At 71.7% G+C, this 16,769-nt stretch carries 12 protein-coding genes; 6 read left to right on the forward strand and 6 right to left on the reverse strand.

Annotated elements, in window-relative coordinates; genetic code table 11:
• Positions 1-80 precede the first annotated feature (80 nt).
• A complete protein-coding gene (locus tag D7X32_RS12900) occupies positions 81-1,985 on the forward strand; it encodes a transketolase (RefSeq protein ID WP_120602834.1) in 1,905 nt (634 codons plus the stop codon).
• A gap of 21 nt (positions 1,986-2,006) precedes the next feature.
• Here D7X32_RS12900 and D7X32_RS12905 read toward each other — a convergent pair whose 3' ends face one another.
• Together D7X32_RS12905 and D7X32_RS12910 are read right to left on the reverse strand one after the other, a co-directional pair.
• Complete coding sequence (locus tag D7X32_RS12905) at positions 2,007-2,549, reverse strand: ankyrin repeat domain-containing protein (protein ID WP_120602835.1); 543 nt, start codon at positions 2,547-2,549, stop codon at positions 2,007-2,009.
• Positions 2,550-2,562: 13 nt separating this feature from the next.
• Positions 2,563-4,032 carry a catalase gene (locus tag D7X32_RS12910; protein ID WP_120602836.1) on the reverse strand — a complete coding sequence of 490 codons (1,470 nt, stop codon included), beginning with the start codon at positions 4,030-4,032 and terminating at the stop codon, positions 2,563-2,565.
• A gap of 131 nt (positions 4,033-4,163) precedes the next feature.
• Between D7X32_RS12910 and D7X32_RS12915 the strand changes: the two genes are divergently transcribed.
• Positions 4,164-5,108 carry a LysR substrate-binding domain-containing protein gene (locus D7X32_RS12915; protein WP_120602837.1) on the forward strand — a complete coding sequence of 315 codons (945 nt, stop codon included), beginning with the start codon at positions 4,164-4,166 and terminating at the stop codon, positions 5,106-5,108.
• Here D7X32_RS12915 and rraA read toward each other — a convergent pair.
• Complete coding sequence (rraA, locus tag D7X32_RS12920; RefSeq protein ID WP_120602838.1) at positions 5,083-5,580, reverse strand: ribonuclease E activity regulator RraA; 498 nt, start codon at positions 5,578-5,580, stop codon at positions 5,083-5,085. The genes D7X32_RS12915 and rraA overlap by 26 nt on opposite strands.
• Before the next feature lie 117 nt (positions 5,581-5,697).
• On the opposite strand from rraA, the gene D7X32_RS12925 reads away from it, so the two are divergent.
• The gene (locus tag D7X32_RS12925; protein WP_147450131.1) at positions 5,698-6,624 is read left to right on the forward strand and encodes a hypothetical protein; all 927 of its coding nucleotides are present in this window, start codon (positions 5,698-5,700) and stop codon (positions 6,622-6,624) included.
• Between the two features lie 73 nt (positions 6,625-6,697).
• Here the strand turns inward: D7X32_RS12925 and D7X32_RS12930 are convergent, their stop codons facing one another.
• Positions 6,698-7,996 carry a hypothetical protein gene (locus D7X32_RS12930; protein WP_120602840.1) on the reverse strand — a complete coding sequence of 433 codons (1,299 nt, stop codon included), beginning with the start codon at positions 7,994-7,996 and terminating at the stop codon, positions 6,698-6,700.
• A 127-nt stretch (positions 7,997-8,123) separates the two neighbouring features.
• Here D7X32_RS12930 and can point away from each other — a divergent pair, with 127 nt between their 5' ends.
• Positions 8,124-8,798 carry a carbonate dehydratase gene (can, locus tag D7X32_RS12935; RefSeq protein WP_120602841.1) on the forward strand — a complete coding sequence of 225 codons (675 nt, stop codon included), beginning with the start codon at positions 8,124-8,126 and terminating at the stop codon, positions 8,796-8,798.
• Positions 8,799-8,823: 25 nt separating this feature from the next.
• Here can and D7X32_RS12940 read toward each other — a convergent pair whose 3' ends face one another.
• The gene (locus D7X32_RS12940; RefSeq protein ID WP_120602842.1) at positions 8,824-9,879 is read right to left on the reverse strand and encodes a zinc-binding dehydrogenase; all 1,056 of its coding nucleotides are present in this window, start codon (positions 9,877-9,879) and stop codon (positions 8,824-8,826) included.
• A 19-nt stretch (positions 9,880-9,898) separates the two neighbouring features.
• A complete protein-coding gene (locus D7X32_RS12945; RefSeq protein ID WP_120602843.1) occupies positions 9,899-11,197 on the reverse strand; it encodes a universal stress protein in 1,299 nt (432 codons plus the stop codon).
• A 169-nt stretch (positions 11,198-11,366) separates the two neighbouring features.
• On the opposite strand from D7X32_RS12945, the gene D7X32_RS12950 reads away from it, so the two are divergent.
• Together D7X32_RS12950 and D7X32_RS12955 are read left to right on the forward strand one after the other, a co-directional pair.
• Complete coding sequence (locus tag D7X32_RS12950) at positions 11,367-13,901, forward strand: cation-translocating P-type ATPase (protein WP_120602844.1); 2,535 nt, start codon at positions 11,367-11,369, stop codon at positions 13,899-13,901.
• Positions 13,898-16,762, forward strand: a complete 2,865-nt coding sequence (locus tag D7X32_RS12955; RefSeq protein ID WP_120602845.1) for a sensor histidine kinase — start codon at positions 13,898-13,900, stop codon at positions 16,760-16,762. The genes D7X32_RS12950 and D7X32_RS12955 overlap by 4 nt, the downstream gene beginning before the upstream one ends.
• The last annotated feature ends 7 nt before the right edge of the window (positions 16,763-16,769 follow it).

Here is a 16,769-nt window from a genome sequence, read left to right on the forward strand (position 1 = left end):
GGGGCAACGCTTCTCGCAAGCCGGGTCAGTCAACACACTACCGGGGGCACACCCCTGTCCCCCAACCCCGGAGCGAAACGATGGCGGATACCTTGGCGGACCTCGCGGCGCAGCTGCGCATCGACAGCATCCGCTGCACCACGGCGGCGGGCTCGGGCCACCCCAGCTCTTCCATGTCCGCGGCGGACATCATGGCCGTGCTGTTCCAGAAGTACCTGCGCTTCGACTTCCAGCAGCCGAAGGCCCCCAACAACGACCGCTTCGTGCTCTCCAAGGGCCACGCCTGCCCGGTCCTCTACTCCGCCTTCAAGGCGGCGGGCGCCATCGACGACCGGGAATTGCTGACGCTGCGCAAGTTCGGCAGCCGGCTGGAAGGCCACCCGAACCCGCATGTGCTGCCGCTCGTGGATGTGGCCACCGGCTCGCTCGGGCAGGGACTGGCCGTGGGCGTAGGCATGGCGCTCTGCGCGCGCCTGGATGGGCTGCCCTTCCGCACCTACGTGCTGATGGGCGACAGCGAGACGGCGGAGGGCTCCGTCTGGGAGGCGTTCGACAAGGCTGGCCACTACGGGTTGGACAACCTGTGCGCCATCATCGACGTGAACCGGCTGGGCCAGAGCCGCGAGACGGAGCTGGGCTGGAACCTGGAGGCCTACGCGGCCCGCGTCCGCGCCTTCGGGTGGAACGCCGTCACGCTGGATGGTCATGACCTGGGCGCCATCGACCGCGCGTTCGCCGAAGCGCAGGCGAAGAAGGGGCAGCCCACCTGCCTCATCTGCAAGACGGAGAAGGGGCACGGCTCCTCGCTCATCGCCAACCAGGACGGCTGGCACGGCAAGCCGCTGCCGGAGGACAAGGCGAAGGACGCCATCCGCGAGCTGGGCGGGGAGCGCAACATCCGCATCCAGATGAAGAAGCCGGAGGCGGTGAAGCCCCCCGTGCAGGACAAGGCCGCGCCGCTCCAGCTGCCCACGTACGAGGTCGGCCAGAAGGAGGCCACGCGCAAGGCGTATGGCGACGCGCTCCTGGCGCTGGGCAACGCGCGGCCGGAGGTGGTGGCGCTGGACGCGGAGGTGTCCAACTCCACGTACTCGAACGAGTTCCAGAAGGCGCACCCGAAGCGCTACTTCGAGATGTTCATCGCGGAGCAGAACATGGTGTCCAGCGCGGTGGGCATGACGGTGCTGGGCAAGAAGGCCTTCGTCAGCACCTTCGCGGCCTTCCTGTCCCGCGCGTACGACCAGGTCCGCATGGCGGCCATCTCCAACGCCACGGTGCACCTGTGCGGCAGCCACGCGGGCGTGTCCATTGGCGAGGACGGGCCGTCGCAGATGGCGCTGGAGGACCTGGCGATGATGCGCGCGGTGGGCGGCAGCACGGTCGTCTACCCGAGCGACCCCAACCAGACCGCGAAGCTGCTGGCGCAACTGGCCGACCGCCAGGGCATCACCTACCTGCGCAGCACCCGTGAGAAGACGCCGGTGCTCTACCCCGCGACGGAGGACTTCCCCATTGGCGGCAGCAAGGTGGTGCGCCAGTCCGGCAACGACGTGGCGACGGTGGTGGGCGCCGGCATCACGCTGCACGAAGCGCTCAAGGCGTACGAGCTGCTGAAGAAGCAGGGCGTCGCGGTGCGCGTCATCGACCTGTACTCCGTGAAGCCGGTGGACGCGAAGACGCTGCGCCAGGCCGCGCGCGAGACGCAGGGCCGGCTCGTCGTGGTGGAGGACCACTGGGCGGAAGGCGGCCTGGCGGACGCGGTGCTGGAGGCCTTCACCGGCGAGCGCGAACAGCTGCCCACCGTGGTGCGCCTCGCGGTGACGAAGATGCCCGGCTCCGGCAAGCCCGCGGAGCTGCTGGACGCCGCGGGCATCGACGCCGGGCACATCGTGGAGGCCGTCACCTCGCTGGTGGAGGAGACGGCCCGAGGCGGGGACGGCCGGGGCAAGCCGTCCGAGAACGCCTGGGGCCACACGAACGCGTAGCGCGTGGCGCCCCAGGGGGCTTCAGGGCCTCGGCGGGTCCAGCCGGGCGATCGCGCGCCCCGCGCCGGACGATCGCGCGTAGTCCAGCGCGGTGCGCTTGTCCGCGTCCCGGGCCTTCACGTTCGCACCGCGCTGGATGAGCAGCTCCATCAGCTCCAGCTTGTCGAACATGGCCGCGAACATCAGCGGCGTGCGGCCATCCGGGCCCGCGCCGTCCACGTCCGCGCCCGCGTCCAGGAGCACCGTGGCGATGGTCTCGTGGCCCTTGAAGGCCGCGCCGGCCAGCGGCGTCTGCCCGGCGTCGTTGGGCTGCTCCGGGTCCGCCCCGCGCTCCAGCATCAGGCGGGTCGCCTCCACGTGGCCGTAGTAGCTGGCCAGCATCAGGAGGGAATCCCCCCGCTCGTTGCGAACCCCCACGGGAAGCCCGGCGTCGAGCATCTCGCGCAGCTTCCCCGCGTCACCCGCGCGGACCAGCGTGAAGGCGCTCCTCACGAAGTCCAGGAGGGCGGCCTCTTCGGAATCCGGGGCAGGACCCGCGTTCTTGGGGTCATTCGGGGAGCTCATGGGCGGCGTTCCTTTAGCGCGAGCGGCGCAGCTGCTGCACGGCGTTGGCGATGCGCGAACCGTAGTCTTCATCGGCGGCACGGAAGTGGGCAATGGCCCGGGGGATGATGTCCTCCCGGCTCACCTGCGCCAGGCTGCCAGCGATGTTCTCCACCAGCCGGGCCTTCGCCGCCTCGTCCATCAGCCGGTAGAGGGCGCCGGCCTGCACGAAGTCGGTGTCCTCGGCGTGCTTGCCGTGGACGAAGGTGCCCGTCAGGCCGTTCACCGCGTAGCCCGTGCCTGGGGTCTCGTCCGTCTGGGCGGGGCCGTTGAAGCTGTTGGGTTCGTAGTTGGGGCCGCGCCCGCCGTTGCCGTCGAAGCGCATGGCGCCGTCACGGCCGTAGTTGCGTGCGCCGCCCTTCACGCCCTTGGGCGAATTCACCGGCAGCTGCGTGCTGTTGATGCCCAGCCGGTAGCGGTGCGCGTCGCCGTAGGCGAACAGGCGCGCCTGGAGCATCCGGTCCGGGGACGGGCCGATGCCGGGCACGAAGTGCGACGGATCCAGGGCCGCCTGCTCCACCTCCGCGAAGAAGTTCTCCGGGTTGCGGTTCAGCGTGAGCTTGCCCACCTCCATCAGCGGGTAGTCCTTGTACGGCCACACCTTGGTGAGGTCGAACGGGTTGAAGCGGTAGTTCGCGGCGTCCGCCTCCGGCATCACCTGCACCTTGAGCGTCCACGAGGGGAACTCGCCCCGGTCGATGGCGCGGTACAGGTCGCGCTGGTGGTGCTGCGGGTCCTTGCCTCCCACCCCCTCCGCCTCCTGCGTGGTGAGGGTGCGGATGCCCTGGTCCGTCTTGAAGTGGAACTTCACCCAGAAGCGCTCGCCCGTCGCGTTCACCCACTGGAAGGTGTGCGAGCCAAAGCCATCCATGTGCCGCAGCGTCGCGGGGATGCCCCGGTCACCGAAGAGCCAGGTGAACTGGTGCGTGGCCTCCGGCGAGTAGGAGAAGAAGTCCCAGACGTTGTCCGGCTCCTGGCAGTTCGTGTACGGGTCATACTTCTGCGAGTGGATGAAGTCCGGGAACTTGATGCCGTCGCGCAGGAAGAACACCGGTGTGTTGTTGCCCACGACGTCCCAGTTGCCGTCCTCCGTGTAGAAGCGCACCGCGAAGCCGCGCGGGTCGCGGGCGGTGTCCGGCGCGCCCTTGGAGCCCGCCACGGTGGAGAAGCGCAGGAAGGCTTCCGTCTTCTTGCCCACCGCGCTGAAGACCTTCATGCGGGTGAAGCGGGAGATGTCCTGCGTGACTTCGAAGGTGCCGTAGGCGCCGGAGCCCACCGCGTGCACCACGCGCTCCGGGATGCGCTCGCGGTTGAAGCGGGCCAGCTTCTCCAGCAGGTGGTGGTCCTGCAGCAGCACCGGGCCATTGGCGCCGGCCGTCTGCGAGTGCTGGTTGTCGGAGACCGGGGCGCCGGCTTCGGTGGTCAGGGTGGGGCGCTGGGACATGGACGCTTTCCTTTGCGTGAGGCCTTCAGGGGCACTTCGACGGTGGGAAAGGTAGAGAGGTCCCGGTGATTGGGCCAAGACATCGTTTGGATGGGAGTGATAGGCAGGGGTTATCGGTTCCAGGGAGGACCATGGCCTCGCTCAACGACATCACCTTGCGGCAGTTGGAGTACCTGGTGGCGGTGGCGGAGACGTTGGGCTTCCGGCGGGCGGCCGAGCGGTGTCATGTCTCCCAGCCGGCCCTGAGCGCGCAGATCCAACAGCTGGAGTCGGTGCTCGGCGTGAAGCTGTTCGAGCGGGACGCGCGCCGGGTGATGCTCACACCGCAGGGCACGGAGCTGGTGGCACGGGCGCGGCGCGTGCTCACGGAGGCCGAGGACATCCTCAAGGCGGCGGCGCGGATGGGTGACCCGTTCGCGGGGCCGCTGCACCTGGGCGCCATCCCCACGGTGGCGCCCTACGTGCTGCCGGAGGTGGTGCCCGCGCTGGTGAATCAGTACCCGAAGCTCCAGCTGCGGCTGCGCGAGGAGAAGACGGCGCTCCTGATGCGGGACATGGACGAGGGCCGGCTGGACGCGGCGCTGCTCGCGATGGACGCGGACCTGGGGCGCCAGGTGGAGCACGCGGTCATCGCGGAGGACCCCTTCGTCGTCGCGGCGCCGCCGGGGCATCGCTTGGAGAAGAAGAAGCAGGTGCGGCTTGGCGACCTGGACGACGAGGACGTGCTGCTGCTGGAGGACGGGCACTGCTTCCGCAGCCAGACGCTGGCGCTGTGCACGCGCGTGGGCGCGCGCGAGGTGGACTTCCGCGCCACCAGCCTGACGACGCTCGCGCAGATGGTGACGGCGTCGGGCAGCCTCACGCTGTTGCCCCAGCTCGCGGTGCGCATGGAGAACCGGCAGGGGCAGCTGGTGGTGCGGCCCTTCGCGCCGCCGGGTCCGGGCCGGACGCTCGCGCTGGCGTGGCGCCCGGGGCATCCCAGGGCGGAGGCGCTGCGCACCATCGCGGGGACGCTGCGCTCCGTGTGGCCGGGGGCGGGGAAGGCGAAGGTCAGCGCAGCGGCTTCTCCGAAGTGACGATGCCGTCCGCGTCCGCGTAGAGGTGGTGGCCGGGAATGAAGGTGACGCCGGCGAAGCGCACCTCCACGTCGCGCTGTCCCTCGTTGCGCTTGCCGCTCTTGAGCGGGTGGGTGCCCAGCGCCTTCACGCCGATGGCGGTGCGGCCCACTTCTTCCGCGTCGCGGATGCAGCCGTTCACGACCACGCCCGCCCAGCCGTTCTTCTGGCCCAGGGCCGCGAGCACGTCCCCCACCAGCGCGCAGCGGCGGCTGCCTCCGCCATCCACCACCAGCACGCGGCCCTGGCCGGGCTCCTCCAATGCCTTGCGCACCAGGGAGTTGTCCTCCGGCGCGCGCACGGTGCTGATGGGGCCAAAGAAGCCGCGGCGTCCGCCGTAGTCCAGGAACCCAGGCTCGGCGACCTGGAAGTGCGCAGTGCCTGCGTGGGCGTCACAGAGGTCGGCGGTCTTGGTGTCAGGGGTGTCGCTCATGAACCGTAGGATGCACACGCCGGCCGGGTGTGATTGTCATTGCGAGTGCGGGCTGTCGTGTCTTGACCGTGCAATGTTCAAAGTCCTACCGTCGGCGCCTTCCTGAGGGGGAAATCCATGCAGATGTTGAAGTGGTGGGTGGGTGCGCTCGCGCTGCTGGCGCTCGCGTGTGGTGAGGTCTCCGAGCCGTCCACGCCGGTGGTTCGTGACGGCGAGGGCCTGCTGGAGCTGCCGCTGGTGTCCACGTCGGCGGGACGCAGCTACAAGCTGGTGGGCGCGACGTTCGCCATCACGGGGCCGCAGAACGCGACCATCACGGACACGTCCGCGGAGTCGGTGAGCCTGGCGCTTATCGCGGGGACGTACTCCATCCAGATGAACGGCGACTGGCACGTGGAGCGCACGGACGTGCCGGGCGTCACGGTGCCTGTCACGCTGGTGTCGCCGAACCCGATGACGTTCACGCTGGGCGAGGGCGAGTCTCGTCCCGTGCGCTTCCTGTTCAAGGTGCCGGAGGATGGCACCGCGGACGTGGGCATCGGCGTGGACTCTGGCGGCTGGATTTCGGGAACCCTTCAGTTCGAAGCTTCTCCTCCGCCAGGGAGCAGGCCCCCGAGCATCTTTGACGGCCTGAACGGGAAGAGCATTCCCTTCGTCATCAGCTACGAGTCTGCGACGGTGGCGCGGAGCAGTGGGTCCTATCCCAAGCAGGTCCAGGTCCAGACCGCTCCCGTGACCTTCCAACTGGGAGGCGCGGTCCCTGAAGAGGTGATGCAGCAGTTCGTCCCCGCGCTCCAGGGACGCTCCATGGAGTTCTCCGTCTCGGCCTCGGGGCCGGGCTACTCCTATGCGGTGCATCTGTTCCTGGAGAACCTGGAGAATGGCGTCCGGCTCGAACTGCATCCGCGGATGATCATCGGCGCGGACGCGGAGGGCTATCCGCTCCTGGTGCCCACGTCCATGCAAGCGGGCGATGCGTCTCTCAGCAACGGTTCCGGGTATGCCACGGCTTCTCTCCACGACGGCACGTTCGCACCCCGGTAGCACCCGCCGCCGCGCGCCGCTCCCTCCACCGGGAACGGCGCGCGGCCCCTGACGCCGTGTTGGAGGCGCGGCGTCAGGGGGGCGCGTAGCCCACGGTGCCGGTGTTGCCGTCGTAGGTGTTGGCGCTCTGGGTGAACGTGGAGTCCTTGAAGACGAACACGCCCCAGCCCGTGCCCTGGGACACGAGCGAGTCGGTGAGCTGGAGCCGGCCCCGGCCCGAGTTGCCGCCCAGGACGATGTTGCCCTGGATATCGCCCGCGCTCGTGAAGGCGTCGCAGCAGAAGGGGTCCGAACCGCCGTGGCTCACCCGCGCGTGGGCGATGACGTTGGTCGCGTTCAGGGAGCGGATGGAGATGCCCTTCCAGTAGCCCGGCGTCTCCGTCCGGCCCGTGAACACGATGGGGTCCGCCGCCGTGCCCCGCGCCACCAGCGAGCCCGTCTCCGTGATGCGCAGGCCCGACGTCGCCTCGAACTGGAGCCGCACCCCCGGCTCGATGGTGAGCGCGCCCGCGTACTCCACGGTCGTGTCCGGGACGCCGGTGGAGACGCCATAGGGCACGTCCAGCTTGTGCAGCGTCTGCGCCGTGGCGGTGTCCGCCTGCGGCGCCGCCAGCAGGTGGACGGTGTTGTCGCCGTTGGCCGCCGGGCTGGTGGCGCTGTTGCCGGAGTAGATGCTCGTCCCATCCAGGGCGCTCGCGATGGACAGGCTCACGGTGACAGGGGCCCCCAGGTTGCCCCGGAAGAGGTTGCGCGAGAACCCCGGCAGCCGCGCCTTGTTGAAGGCGAAGAGGCCCAGGGTGCCGCTCTTCTCCACCGTGGTGTCCGTGATGCGCACCTGGCTGACGGAGTCCTGGAGCTGCGAGCCCACCACCACCGCGGCGCGGGCATCCAGGCTGCCGCCGGGGCCGTAGAAATAGTCGCAGCAGAAGGCGCTCTCGCTGCCCGCGTAGGAGATGATCACGTGCTCCAGCACGTTCGCGGGGTTGTTGGACTTGAACGCGAGCCCCTTCCAGGAGCCCGGCGTGGCCGTCGCCCCGGTGAAGGTGATGGGCGCGGCCTCCGTGCCCACCGCGTTGAGGGACCCCGTCGGCATGATGCGCAGGCCCGCATCCGGCCCGAAGCGCACCACCGTGCCCGGCGCCAGGGTGAGGGCTCCGCTCACCTCCACCACCCCTGTCACCGCGTAGGTGCACTGCTGCGACCCCGGCTCCCAGGTCGTGGCGGCGGTCAGGTCTCCGGTGATGTTCCGGACGCAGGTGCCGTCAGGCCCGGGGCCGTCACCGGGGTCGTCCTCCGAACCGCCACAGGCGGCCAGGACGGAGGCCGCCACGAAGGGAAGAAGCCGCGGGAAGCGAAGCAGGTGTTGCACCATGGAGGTCCCCCTGAACGGGTCAGCGGCGAATGCCGCCTTCAGGCGGAGTACGCCGGGCCGCGCGCATATTCTCGGGGGGTGGGGAAAACGCCGTCGGCGGGCGCCAGCGGCTCGTTAGACTCCGGGGATGACCGACCGGAACCCGGGCGACCCGACGCTGGAGACGCTCTTCCAGAACAACCGCCAGTGGGCCGCCTCCATGGTGGAGAAGGACGCGGACTTCTTCCGGAAGATGGCCGGCCACCAGTCGCCCGAGTACCTGTGGATCGGCTGCTCCGACAGCCGCGTGCCGGCCAATCAGATCGTCAACCTGATGCCCGGCGACCTGTTCGTCCACCGCAACATCGCCAACGTCGTCGTGCACACCGACCTCAACGCGCTGTCGGTGCTGCAATTCGCCATCGACCTGCTGCGCGTGCGCCACGTCATCGTCTGCGGGCACTACGGCTGCTCCGGCGTGAGCGCCGCGCTGGAGCGCAGGCGGGTGGGGCTGGCGGACAATTGGCTGCGCCACGTGCAGGACGTGCACACGAAGCACGAGCGGCTGTTGCCCGAAGCGCTGTCTCCCCGCGAGCGGCACGACCGGCTGGGCGAACTGAACATCCTGGAGCAGGTGCAGAACGTGTGTCAGACGACCATCGTGCAGGACGCGTGGGAGCGCGGGCAGCCGCTCACCGTGCACGGGTGGATCTACGGCGTGGAGGACGGCCTCCTGAAGGACCTGGGCCTCACGCTCAGCGGACCGGACGAACTGGCCTCGAAGCTGCCCGGAAGCCTCGCGCGCTACGCGGCGGCACCGTAAGGCACCGCCGCGCGTGCCGGCCTGTTCACGGCCGGATGGCGACCTTCAGCACGCCGTCCTTGCGCTGGCTGAACAGCTCATATGCGTCGCGGATGTCCTCGAGCGCGAAGCGGTGCGTGAAGAGCGGCGTGAGGTCCACGCGCTTCGCGCGCACCACCTCCATCAAACGCCGCATGCGCTCCTTGCCGCCCGGGCAGAGCGTGGTGACGATGCGGTGGTCCCCCAGTCCCGCGGCGAAGGCGTCGTAGGGCAGCTGCAGCTTCCCGGAGTACACGCCCAGGCTGGACAGCGTGCCGCCGGGGTTGAGCGAGCGCAGCGCGTTCTCGAAGGTCTGCTGCGTGCCCAGCGCCTCGATGGCCACGTCCACGCCGCCGCCGGTGAGCCGCTTCACCTCCGCCACCACGTCCTGGTTCCGGACGTCGAGCACCACGTCCGCGCCCAGCTTCCGCGCCATGGCCAGACGCGCCTCGTCCCCGTCCACACCAATGACGAGCGACGCCCCCATGAGCCGCGCCCCCACGGTGGCGCACAGACCAATGGGCCCCTGCGCGAACACCACCACCGCGTCCCCAATCCTCACGCCGCCGGACTCCGCGCCGCTGAAGCCGGTGGACGCGATGTCCGCCAGCAGCAGCACCTGTTCGTCCTTCAGCTCGTCCGGGATGGGCGCGAGGTTCGCTTGCGCGAAGGGCACGCGCACGTACTCCGCCTGCGCGCCGTTCATCGTGTTGCCCAGCCGCCAGCCGCCCATGGCCTCCAGCCCCTCGCCGTGGCCGCACTGGGACGGATGTCCGGAGAGGCAGCCCCGGCACTGGCCGCACGGGGTGATGGCGCCCACCAGCACGCGCTGCCCCACCTGGTAGCCCGTCACTCCCGGCCCCAGTTCCTCGACGATGCCCACCATCTCATGGCCCACGGTGAGGCCGGGCTTCACCGGGTACTCCCCGCGCAGGATGTGCACGTCGGTGCCGCAGATGGTGGTGAGCGTCACCCGGATGACGGCCTCGCCCGCGCCCGCCTTCGGCTTTTCCACCTCCTCCAAGCCCACCTTCTGGGTGCCTCGGAACACGGTTGCTCGCATGGGGTCGCTCCTCTGGTTTTCAGGCGCGCGGCATGCGCACCGTGACCGCGGGCCGGTCGCTGCGGGCCATCACCTGCTGCGCCACCGAACCCAGCACCGCGCGGCTCACGCCGGTGCGGCCGTGCGTGCCCAGGCACAGCAGGTCCACGCAGTAGCGCTCCGCGGCCTGGGTGATGACCCCGGCCACGTCGTCCCCCTTCAGCACCGACAGCTCCACCTTGTGCTTCCCGTCCTGCTCCGCTTGGGGCACCCGCAGCTCCAACTGGTGCCGCGCCGCCTGGAGCTCCTCGGGGGTCGCCTCCGTGGGTTCCACGTGCAGCAGGTGCACCGTGCCTCCGGGCGGGGTGATGGCGAAGGCGTAGGCGATGGCGCGGTCTCCGGCCTCCTGGAAGTCCGTGGTCGCCAGGACCGTGCGCACCCGGGGGGGCTCCTGCTCCAGCCCCTGTTCGGCCGCGAGCACCGGCACGCTCGCCACCGACATGGGGGCCAGCCGCCGCGCGGCCTGCGAAACGCTCCACAACTTCGCGAGCGCCCGGCGCTGGTGCGTGCCCACCACCAGCAGATCCACCTGCTCCTCGGACGCCAGGGCGATGAGGTGGTCCGCGATGCGGCCCAACCCCGGCTCCAGCCGCGTGCGCGTCCGCACGCCCGCCGTGCGCAGCGGCTCCAGCAGCGCGTCCGATTCCCGGTCCAACGCTTCACGCAGTTCGGGAGACATGTCCTTGTAGCTGTGCGGATGCACCAGCCCCAGCCGCTCCGCCTCGCTTCCCACCCAGACGATCCGCCCGCCCACCACCTCCAGCGGTCCGTACCCCGCCAGCGCCTTCACCCAGTCGCGCGCGACCTCGAAGGGTCGGGAGCGGTCCACGCCCAGCATCACGCGCAGGGGGTGCTCGCCGCGCGTCCAGGCCTCCAGGGCGGAGCCTTCGCGGAACACGAGGAAGGGGACCTCCAGCGTCTGCGCCATCCGGTCCAGGGGGCCGCCCAGCCCGCGGAAGGGCGTGTCCTCGCGCGGCGCCGAGGCCACCACCAGCCGGATGCCGCGCTTGTGCACCAGGTCGTTCACGGCCTGCTCCAGCTCCCCCGTCAGCAAGACGGGTTCCACCGCCACGCTGGCCAGCGCCTCCAGCCTCCGGGCCTCGTCGTGGAGCGTCGCCTGGGCGGCGTCGCAAACGGACTGGCCGAAGGTCCGCACCACGTTGCCGGAGAGCACGTGGACCAGGCACAGCGGCCCCCCCATCCGCTGGGCGAGGCGCGCTGCCGCTTCCGCGGCATGCCGGGAGGCATCCGAGAAGTTGGTGGCACAGGCGATGGTCATGGCGTCCTCCGGACAGGCTCGCCTTGAAGGTAGTCATCGCGCCGCGACTCCATCCGCGGGCAGGGCAGGAGGCGCGGCGCGCGCCGGGACGCCTGCGCTCATCCGCATTCAACGGAGCGGGGCACATTGCCGACGCACGCGCCGGACCGCAGCTTCTCCCGGAGGCGTCATGCGAGTCGTTGTTCCGGTCAACCGCCTGCCCCAGCCCTGGGATGAAACACGCGGCTTGGAGGCGCAAGAGGTGCAGGCGCGGCGTGCGCGTCATGGGCTCAATGACGTACGAGGCCAGCCTCCCCGCTCCGTGCTCCAGACGCTGCGCGAAGCCGGGGGCGATCCGATGCTCTGGTTCCTCGTGGGCACGAGCGTCCTCTACTTCGCCCTGGGCGAGCGCGTGGACGGGGCGGTGATGCTGCTGGCCATCGCACCGCTGCTGGGCATGGATGTCTTCCTCCACCACCGGACCCAGGCCTCCACCGAGGGCCTGCGCAGCCGCCTGGCCGCGCGCGCCCTCGTGCTGCGCGACGGCCGTGAAGAGGACGTGCCCGCGGAGGAGGTGGTGCCAGGGGACCTGGCGCGCGTGGAGGCGGGCAGCCAGTTCCCGGCGGATGGCCTCATCGTGCGGGGCAGGGGATTGCAGGCCGAGGAGTCCTCGCTCACCGGTGAGTCGCTGCCCGTGCGCAAGCAGCCGCTGGAGCGCCTCCCGCCCGGCGCGGAGCCCGCGGTGGACGCGGTGCACTGGGGGCTCGCGGGGACGCGGCTGCTCACCGGAACGGCCTGGGTGCGCATCGTCCTGACGGGGCCGGAAACCCTCTATGGGAGCATCGTCCGCTCGGCGCGGCGGGAGCGCCGGGCCCGCACGCCGCTCCAGCACGCGGTGGCGCACCTGGTGGCGGTGCTGCTGGCCGTGGCGGCCGCGCTGTGCGCGGTGCTGGCGCTCGTCCGCTGGCGCCAGGGCTTCGGGTGGCTGGACGCGCTGCTGAGCGCGGCGACGCTCGGCGTGGCGGCGCTGCCGGAGGAGTTCCCGGTCGCCCTCACGTTCTTCCTGGGCGCGGGCGTGTACCGCCTGGCCCGGAGGCAGGCGCTGGTGCGGCAGGCGGTCTCGGTGGAGAACATCGGCCGGGTGACGTGCATCTGCTCGGACAAGACGGGCACCCTGACCGAAGGACTCCTGCGCGTGGCCCGGCTGCTTCCGTCCCCCGGGACTCCGCCGGAGGCGCTGCTGCGGACCGCGGTGCTGGCCTCGCGGGAGGAGGGCCGGGACCCGCTGGACGTGGCGCTGCTGGAGGCGGGGGCGCGGGACCTGCCGTCGCTGCCCGGTCCGGCCCGCGAGGCCACCTTCCCCTTCACCGAGGAGCGTCAGCGCGAGACGTCGGTGGTGCGGCAGGGGCCCGGGGCGCTGCTCGCCGCGGTGAAGGGCGCGCCGGAGCGGGTGCTGGACCTGTGCGCGCTTGCCCCGGAGGCGCGGCGGGAGTGGGAGCTGCGGGTGGAGGCGCTCGCGCAGGAGGGCAACAAGGTCATCGCCTGCGCGAGCCGGACGCTGGACGCGGCGCACTGGCATGGCGGCGAGCCGGAGCGCGGCTTCGACTTCGTGGGGCTCGTGGCGTGCGAGGACCCGGTGCGCGCCGGGGTGGCGGAGGCGGTCCGGGAATGCCGCGACGCGGGGCTGCGCACGGTGATGGTGACGGGAGACCATCCCCGGACGGCGCTCGCGGTCGCCCGGCGGCTGGGGCTGGGGGGCGGCCATCCCCAGGTGCTCACGGGAGATGCCCTGGAGGCACGGCTGGCCGACACCGGCACGGTGCCGCCCGTGGACGTGGTGGCGCGCGCGGTGCCCGCCCAGAAGTACGCGCTGGTGAAGGCGCTCCGGAAGGAGGGCGAGGTGGTGGCCGCCACGGGGGACGGGGTGAACGACGTGCCGGCGCTCCAGGCCGCGGACGTGGGCATCGCCATGGGGGAGCGGGGGACGCGGAGCGCGCGGGAGGCGTCCTCCATCGTGCTGTTGAACGACGACTTCGGCACGCTGGTTCGCGCCATCGCGGAGGGCCGGCAGCTCTTCTCCAACCTCCAGCGCTGCTTCCTCTACCTGCTGCTCATCCACATCCCGCTGGTCGGCACGGCGGCGCTGCTGCCGCTCTGGGGCCAGCCGCTGCTGTACCTGCCCATCCACATCGTGTGGCTGGAGCTCATCATCCACCCCACCGCGATGCTGGCCTTCCAGGCGGGCGCGCGGCCCGGACGGCTCACCCCCGTGCGCATGCGGCCCGCCGCGCGCTTCTTCTCCGGGGGGCAGTGGGCCCTGCTCACCGTCGTGGGCGGGCTGATGGCGTGCGGGCTCGTCTGGGCCTACGCCCGGAGCCTGGCGGAAGGTCAGGACATCGCGCGCGCGCGGGCGGTGGCCGTCGCCTCGCTCACGCTCGCGAGCGCCAGCTTCGCGGCCGTGCTCACCCGGCTGCGGACGCGCACCGCGCGCTGGGTCTGCGCCCTGACGCTGGGCCTCTCCGTGCTGCTCCTCCAGGTGCCCGCGCTGGCCTCGCTCGTGGGGCTCCATCCCCTCCACGTTCGCGACTGGGCCCGGGTCGCCGTCGCCGTCGCGGTCGCGCTGGTGCCGCTGCTGCTCGCGCGGCCCCGCGACGAAGGTGACGGGCGGTCCTCCCGGGCCCCCCGGCGGACCGGCCGGCCCCAGATGGCCCCGGGGCCCCCATGACGCGCCTCCCACTGGCCTCCGCTCCCGCACCTTCCCGTCCTGGCGGTCCGCCGGGGTTCGCGCGGGTGCTCGCGCTGCTCGTGCCTGTCGCGAGCGCGTTCGCGGTCCTGGTGGGCGCGCTCCTGCTGCGCGGCTGGGCCCTGTCGCTTGCCACCCCGGGCCCGGAGGACGGCGGGCTTCTGGCCGCCGGTGATGCCTGGGGGCTCGTGTCGGCGGGCAGCGGGCTCTGGCTGCTTCATGCCGGGGCGGCGCGTGGATGGCGGCGCGCGCTGGGGTGGGGACTGGCGGCGGTGACCTTCCTGCTGGGCGCCGGGGGGCTCGTCCGGCATGCCGTGGGAAGCGGCGGGGGGCTGCTGCTCACGGGGCTGGCGCTCGGGATGCTGCATGTGCGCACGCGGCAGGGATGGCACCCCGCGCGGTGGCTGGCCACCTGCACCGCGCTGCTCGCGGCGTGGGGGCTCATCGGGGGGCTGTACCAGGAGCACCGCTTCGGCCTGGCGCCCCTGCGCACCGCGACGGAGTCCTTCACGCCGATGGGACTTCCCCTGTCGCTGGCCCTGCTGCTGCTGTCGGCGGGCATCCTCTCCGTCCATCCCGAGCGGGGGCTGATGGGCGCGCTGCTGCGGGACGACCTGGGGGGACACTCGGTGCGGCGGCTGCTGCTCGCGGTCCTCGTGGTGCCCGCGGTGGGCGCGGCCCGGCTCCTGGGCGAGCGGCTGGGGTTCTACGGCACCGCCGCGGGCGCCACGCTCTTCGTGCTCGTGACGATGGTGGCGTTCCTCGCCGTGGCCCTCTGGAACGCGAACGCCCTCTCGCTGCTGGACTCGAGCCGGCGGAGGGCGGAGCAGTCGCTGCGGCTGTCGGAGGCGCGCTTCGGCGGCATCGTGGCCCATGCCGCGGACGCCATCATCACCATCGACACGGAGCAGCGCATCCTCCTGTTCAACGCCAGCGCCGAGCGCATCTTCGGCTACTCCGCGCAGGAGGCCCTGGGGCAGCCGCTGGACATCCTCTTGCCGGAGAGCCTCCGGGACCTCCACGCGCGGCACGTGCGGACGTTCGCCGGGGGCACGGTGACGTCCCGGCACATGGGAGAGCGGCTGCCCATCCTCGGCCTCCGCAAGGGAGGGGAGGAGTTCCCCGCGGAGGCGAGCATCTCCAAGCTGGACGTGGAGGGCACGCGGCTGCTCACCGTCATCCTGCGCGACATCAGCGCGCGGCGGAGGGCGGAGGACGTGCTGCGCCTGAGCGAGGAGCGCTTCCGGACCTCGTTCGAGGGCGCCCCCATGGGCATGGCGCTGATGGCCCTGGACGGCCGCTACCTCCATGTGAACGCGGCGTTCTGCGACATCGTCGGCTACTCCCGCGAAGAAATGCTCAGCCGGTCGTTCCAGGACATCACCGCGCCGGAGGACCTGGCGCTGGACCAGGAGAACGCCGCCCGGATGCGGCGCGGCGAGATCGATTCCTTCCAACGGGAGAAGCACTACGTCCGCAAGGACGGCCAGCGCGTCACCCTCATCGTGCGGGGCGCGGTGGTGCGCGACGCGCGGGGAAGGCCCATCCACTTCATCTCGCAGATGCAGGACATCACGCAGCGACAGCAACTGGAGCAGGCGTGGCGCTTCCTGGCGGGCGTGGGCCCGCGGCTCGCGGCGTCGCTTTCATCCCGGACGACGTTGAGCACGGTGGCGTCGCTCGCCGTGCCGGCGCTGGCGGACTGGTGCGTGGTGGCCTGCCTGGACGACGACGGGCACCTCCATGGCGCGGAGAGCGCGGCGGACGACCCGCGGACGGCCACGCGGCTGCGGGAGCTGCGCGAGGCGTTCCGGGGGGAGCCCCTCCGCGAGGCGAGCCTCACCGCCGCCGTGCTGCGCACGGGGCGGCCGGTGCTGCTGCCGGAGGTCCCTCCCGAGCTGCTCGAGGCGGCCTCGTGGGATGCCGCGCACCGGGAGCAGGTGCGCCTGCTGGCGCCCCGGTCGGCCATCGTGCTGGCGCTGCGCAGCCGCGAGCGCAACCTGGGGCTCCTCATCCTGGCGACGTCTGGCTCCGGGCGCCGCTACGGGGCGCGCGAGCTGGCCCAGGCCGAGGAGCTGGCCCGCCGCGCCGCGCTCGCCCTGGACAATGCCCACCTGTTCGAAACGTCCGAACAGGCCATCCGCGTGCGGGACGAGGTGCTGCGCATCGTGGCCCACGACCTGCGCGCCCCGCTCAACGTCATCCAGCTGAGCGCCGGGGTGCTGGAGCGCAAGCTGCCCCCCGACGCGGGCATCCGGAGGCACCTGGACGCCCTCCAGAAGTCGGTCCAGCGGGCGAACCGGCTCATCCAGGACCTGCTGGACGTGGCCCGGATGGAAGGGGGCACCCTGTCCGTGGAGCGCGAGCCGCTGGAGGTGGCGGCGCTCGTCCAGGAGGCGCTGGAGCAGCACCGCGCGCTCGCCGAGTCCAGGTCCCTGCGGCTCGTGGCGCACGTGCCGCAAGGCCTGCCCCGCGTGCTCGCGGACCGGGAGCGGGTGCCGCAGATCCTCTCCAACCTCCTGGGCAACGCGCTCAAGTTCACGCCCGAGGGCGGGTGCATCACCCTGAGCGTCCAGCCGGAGGCGGGGCAGGTCCGCTTCCAGGTGCGGGACACGGGCCCCGGCATCGCGGCGGCGGACCTGCCGCGAATCTTCGAGCGCTTCTGGCAGGCCGGGCCGAAGCGCAAGGAGGGCGCGGGGCTGGGGCTCGCCATCGTGAAGGGGCTGGTGGAGGCCCACGGCGGACAGGTCCACGTGGAGAGCACGCCCGGCGAGGGCAGCACGTTCTCCTTCACGCTGCCGTCGGAGTGGGCCGCCGAGGCCCATGCCGGGGCGCACGCCTGACGCGCGC

Origin of the sequence: Corallococcus carmarthensis (assembly GCF_003611695.1) — a bacterium.
In the GTDB taxonomy this organism is placed as follows: Bacteria; Myxococcota; Myxococcia; order Myxococcales; family Myxococcaceae; genus Corallococcus; species Corallococcus carmarthensis.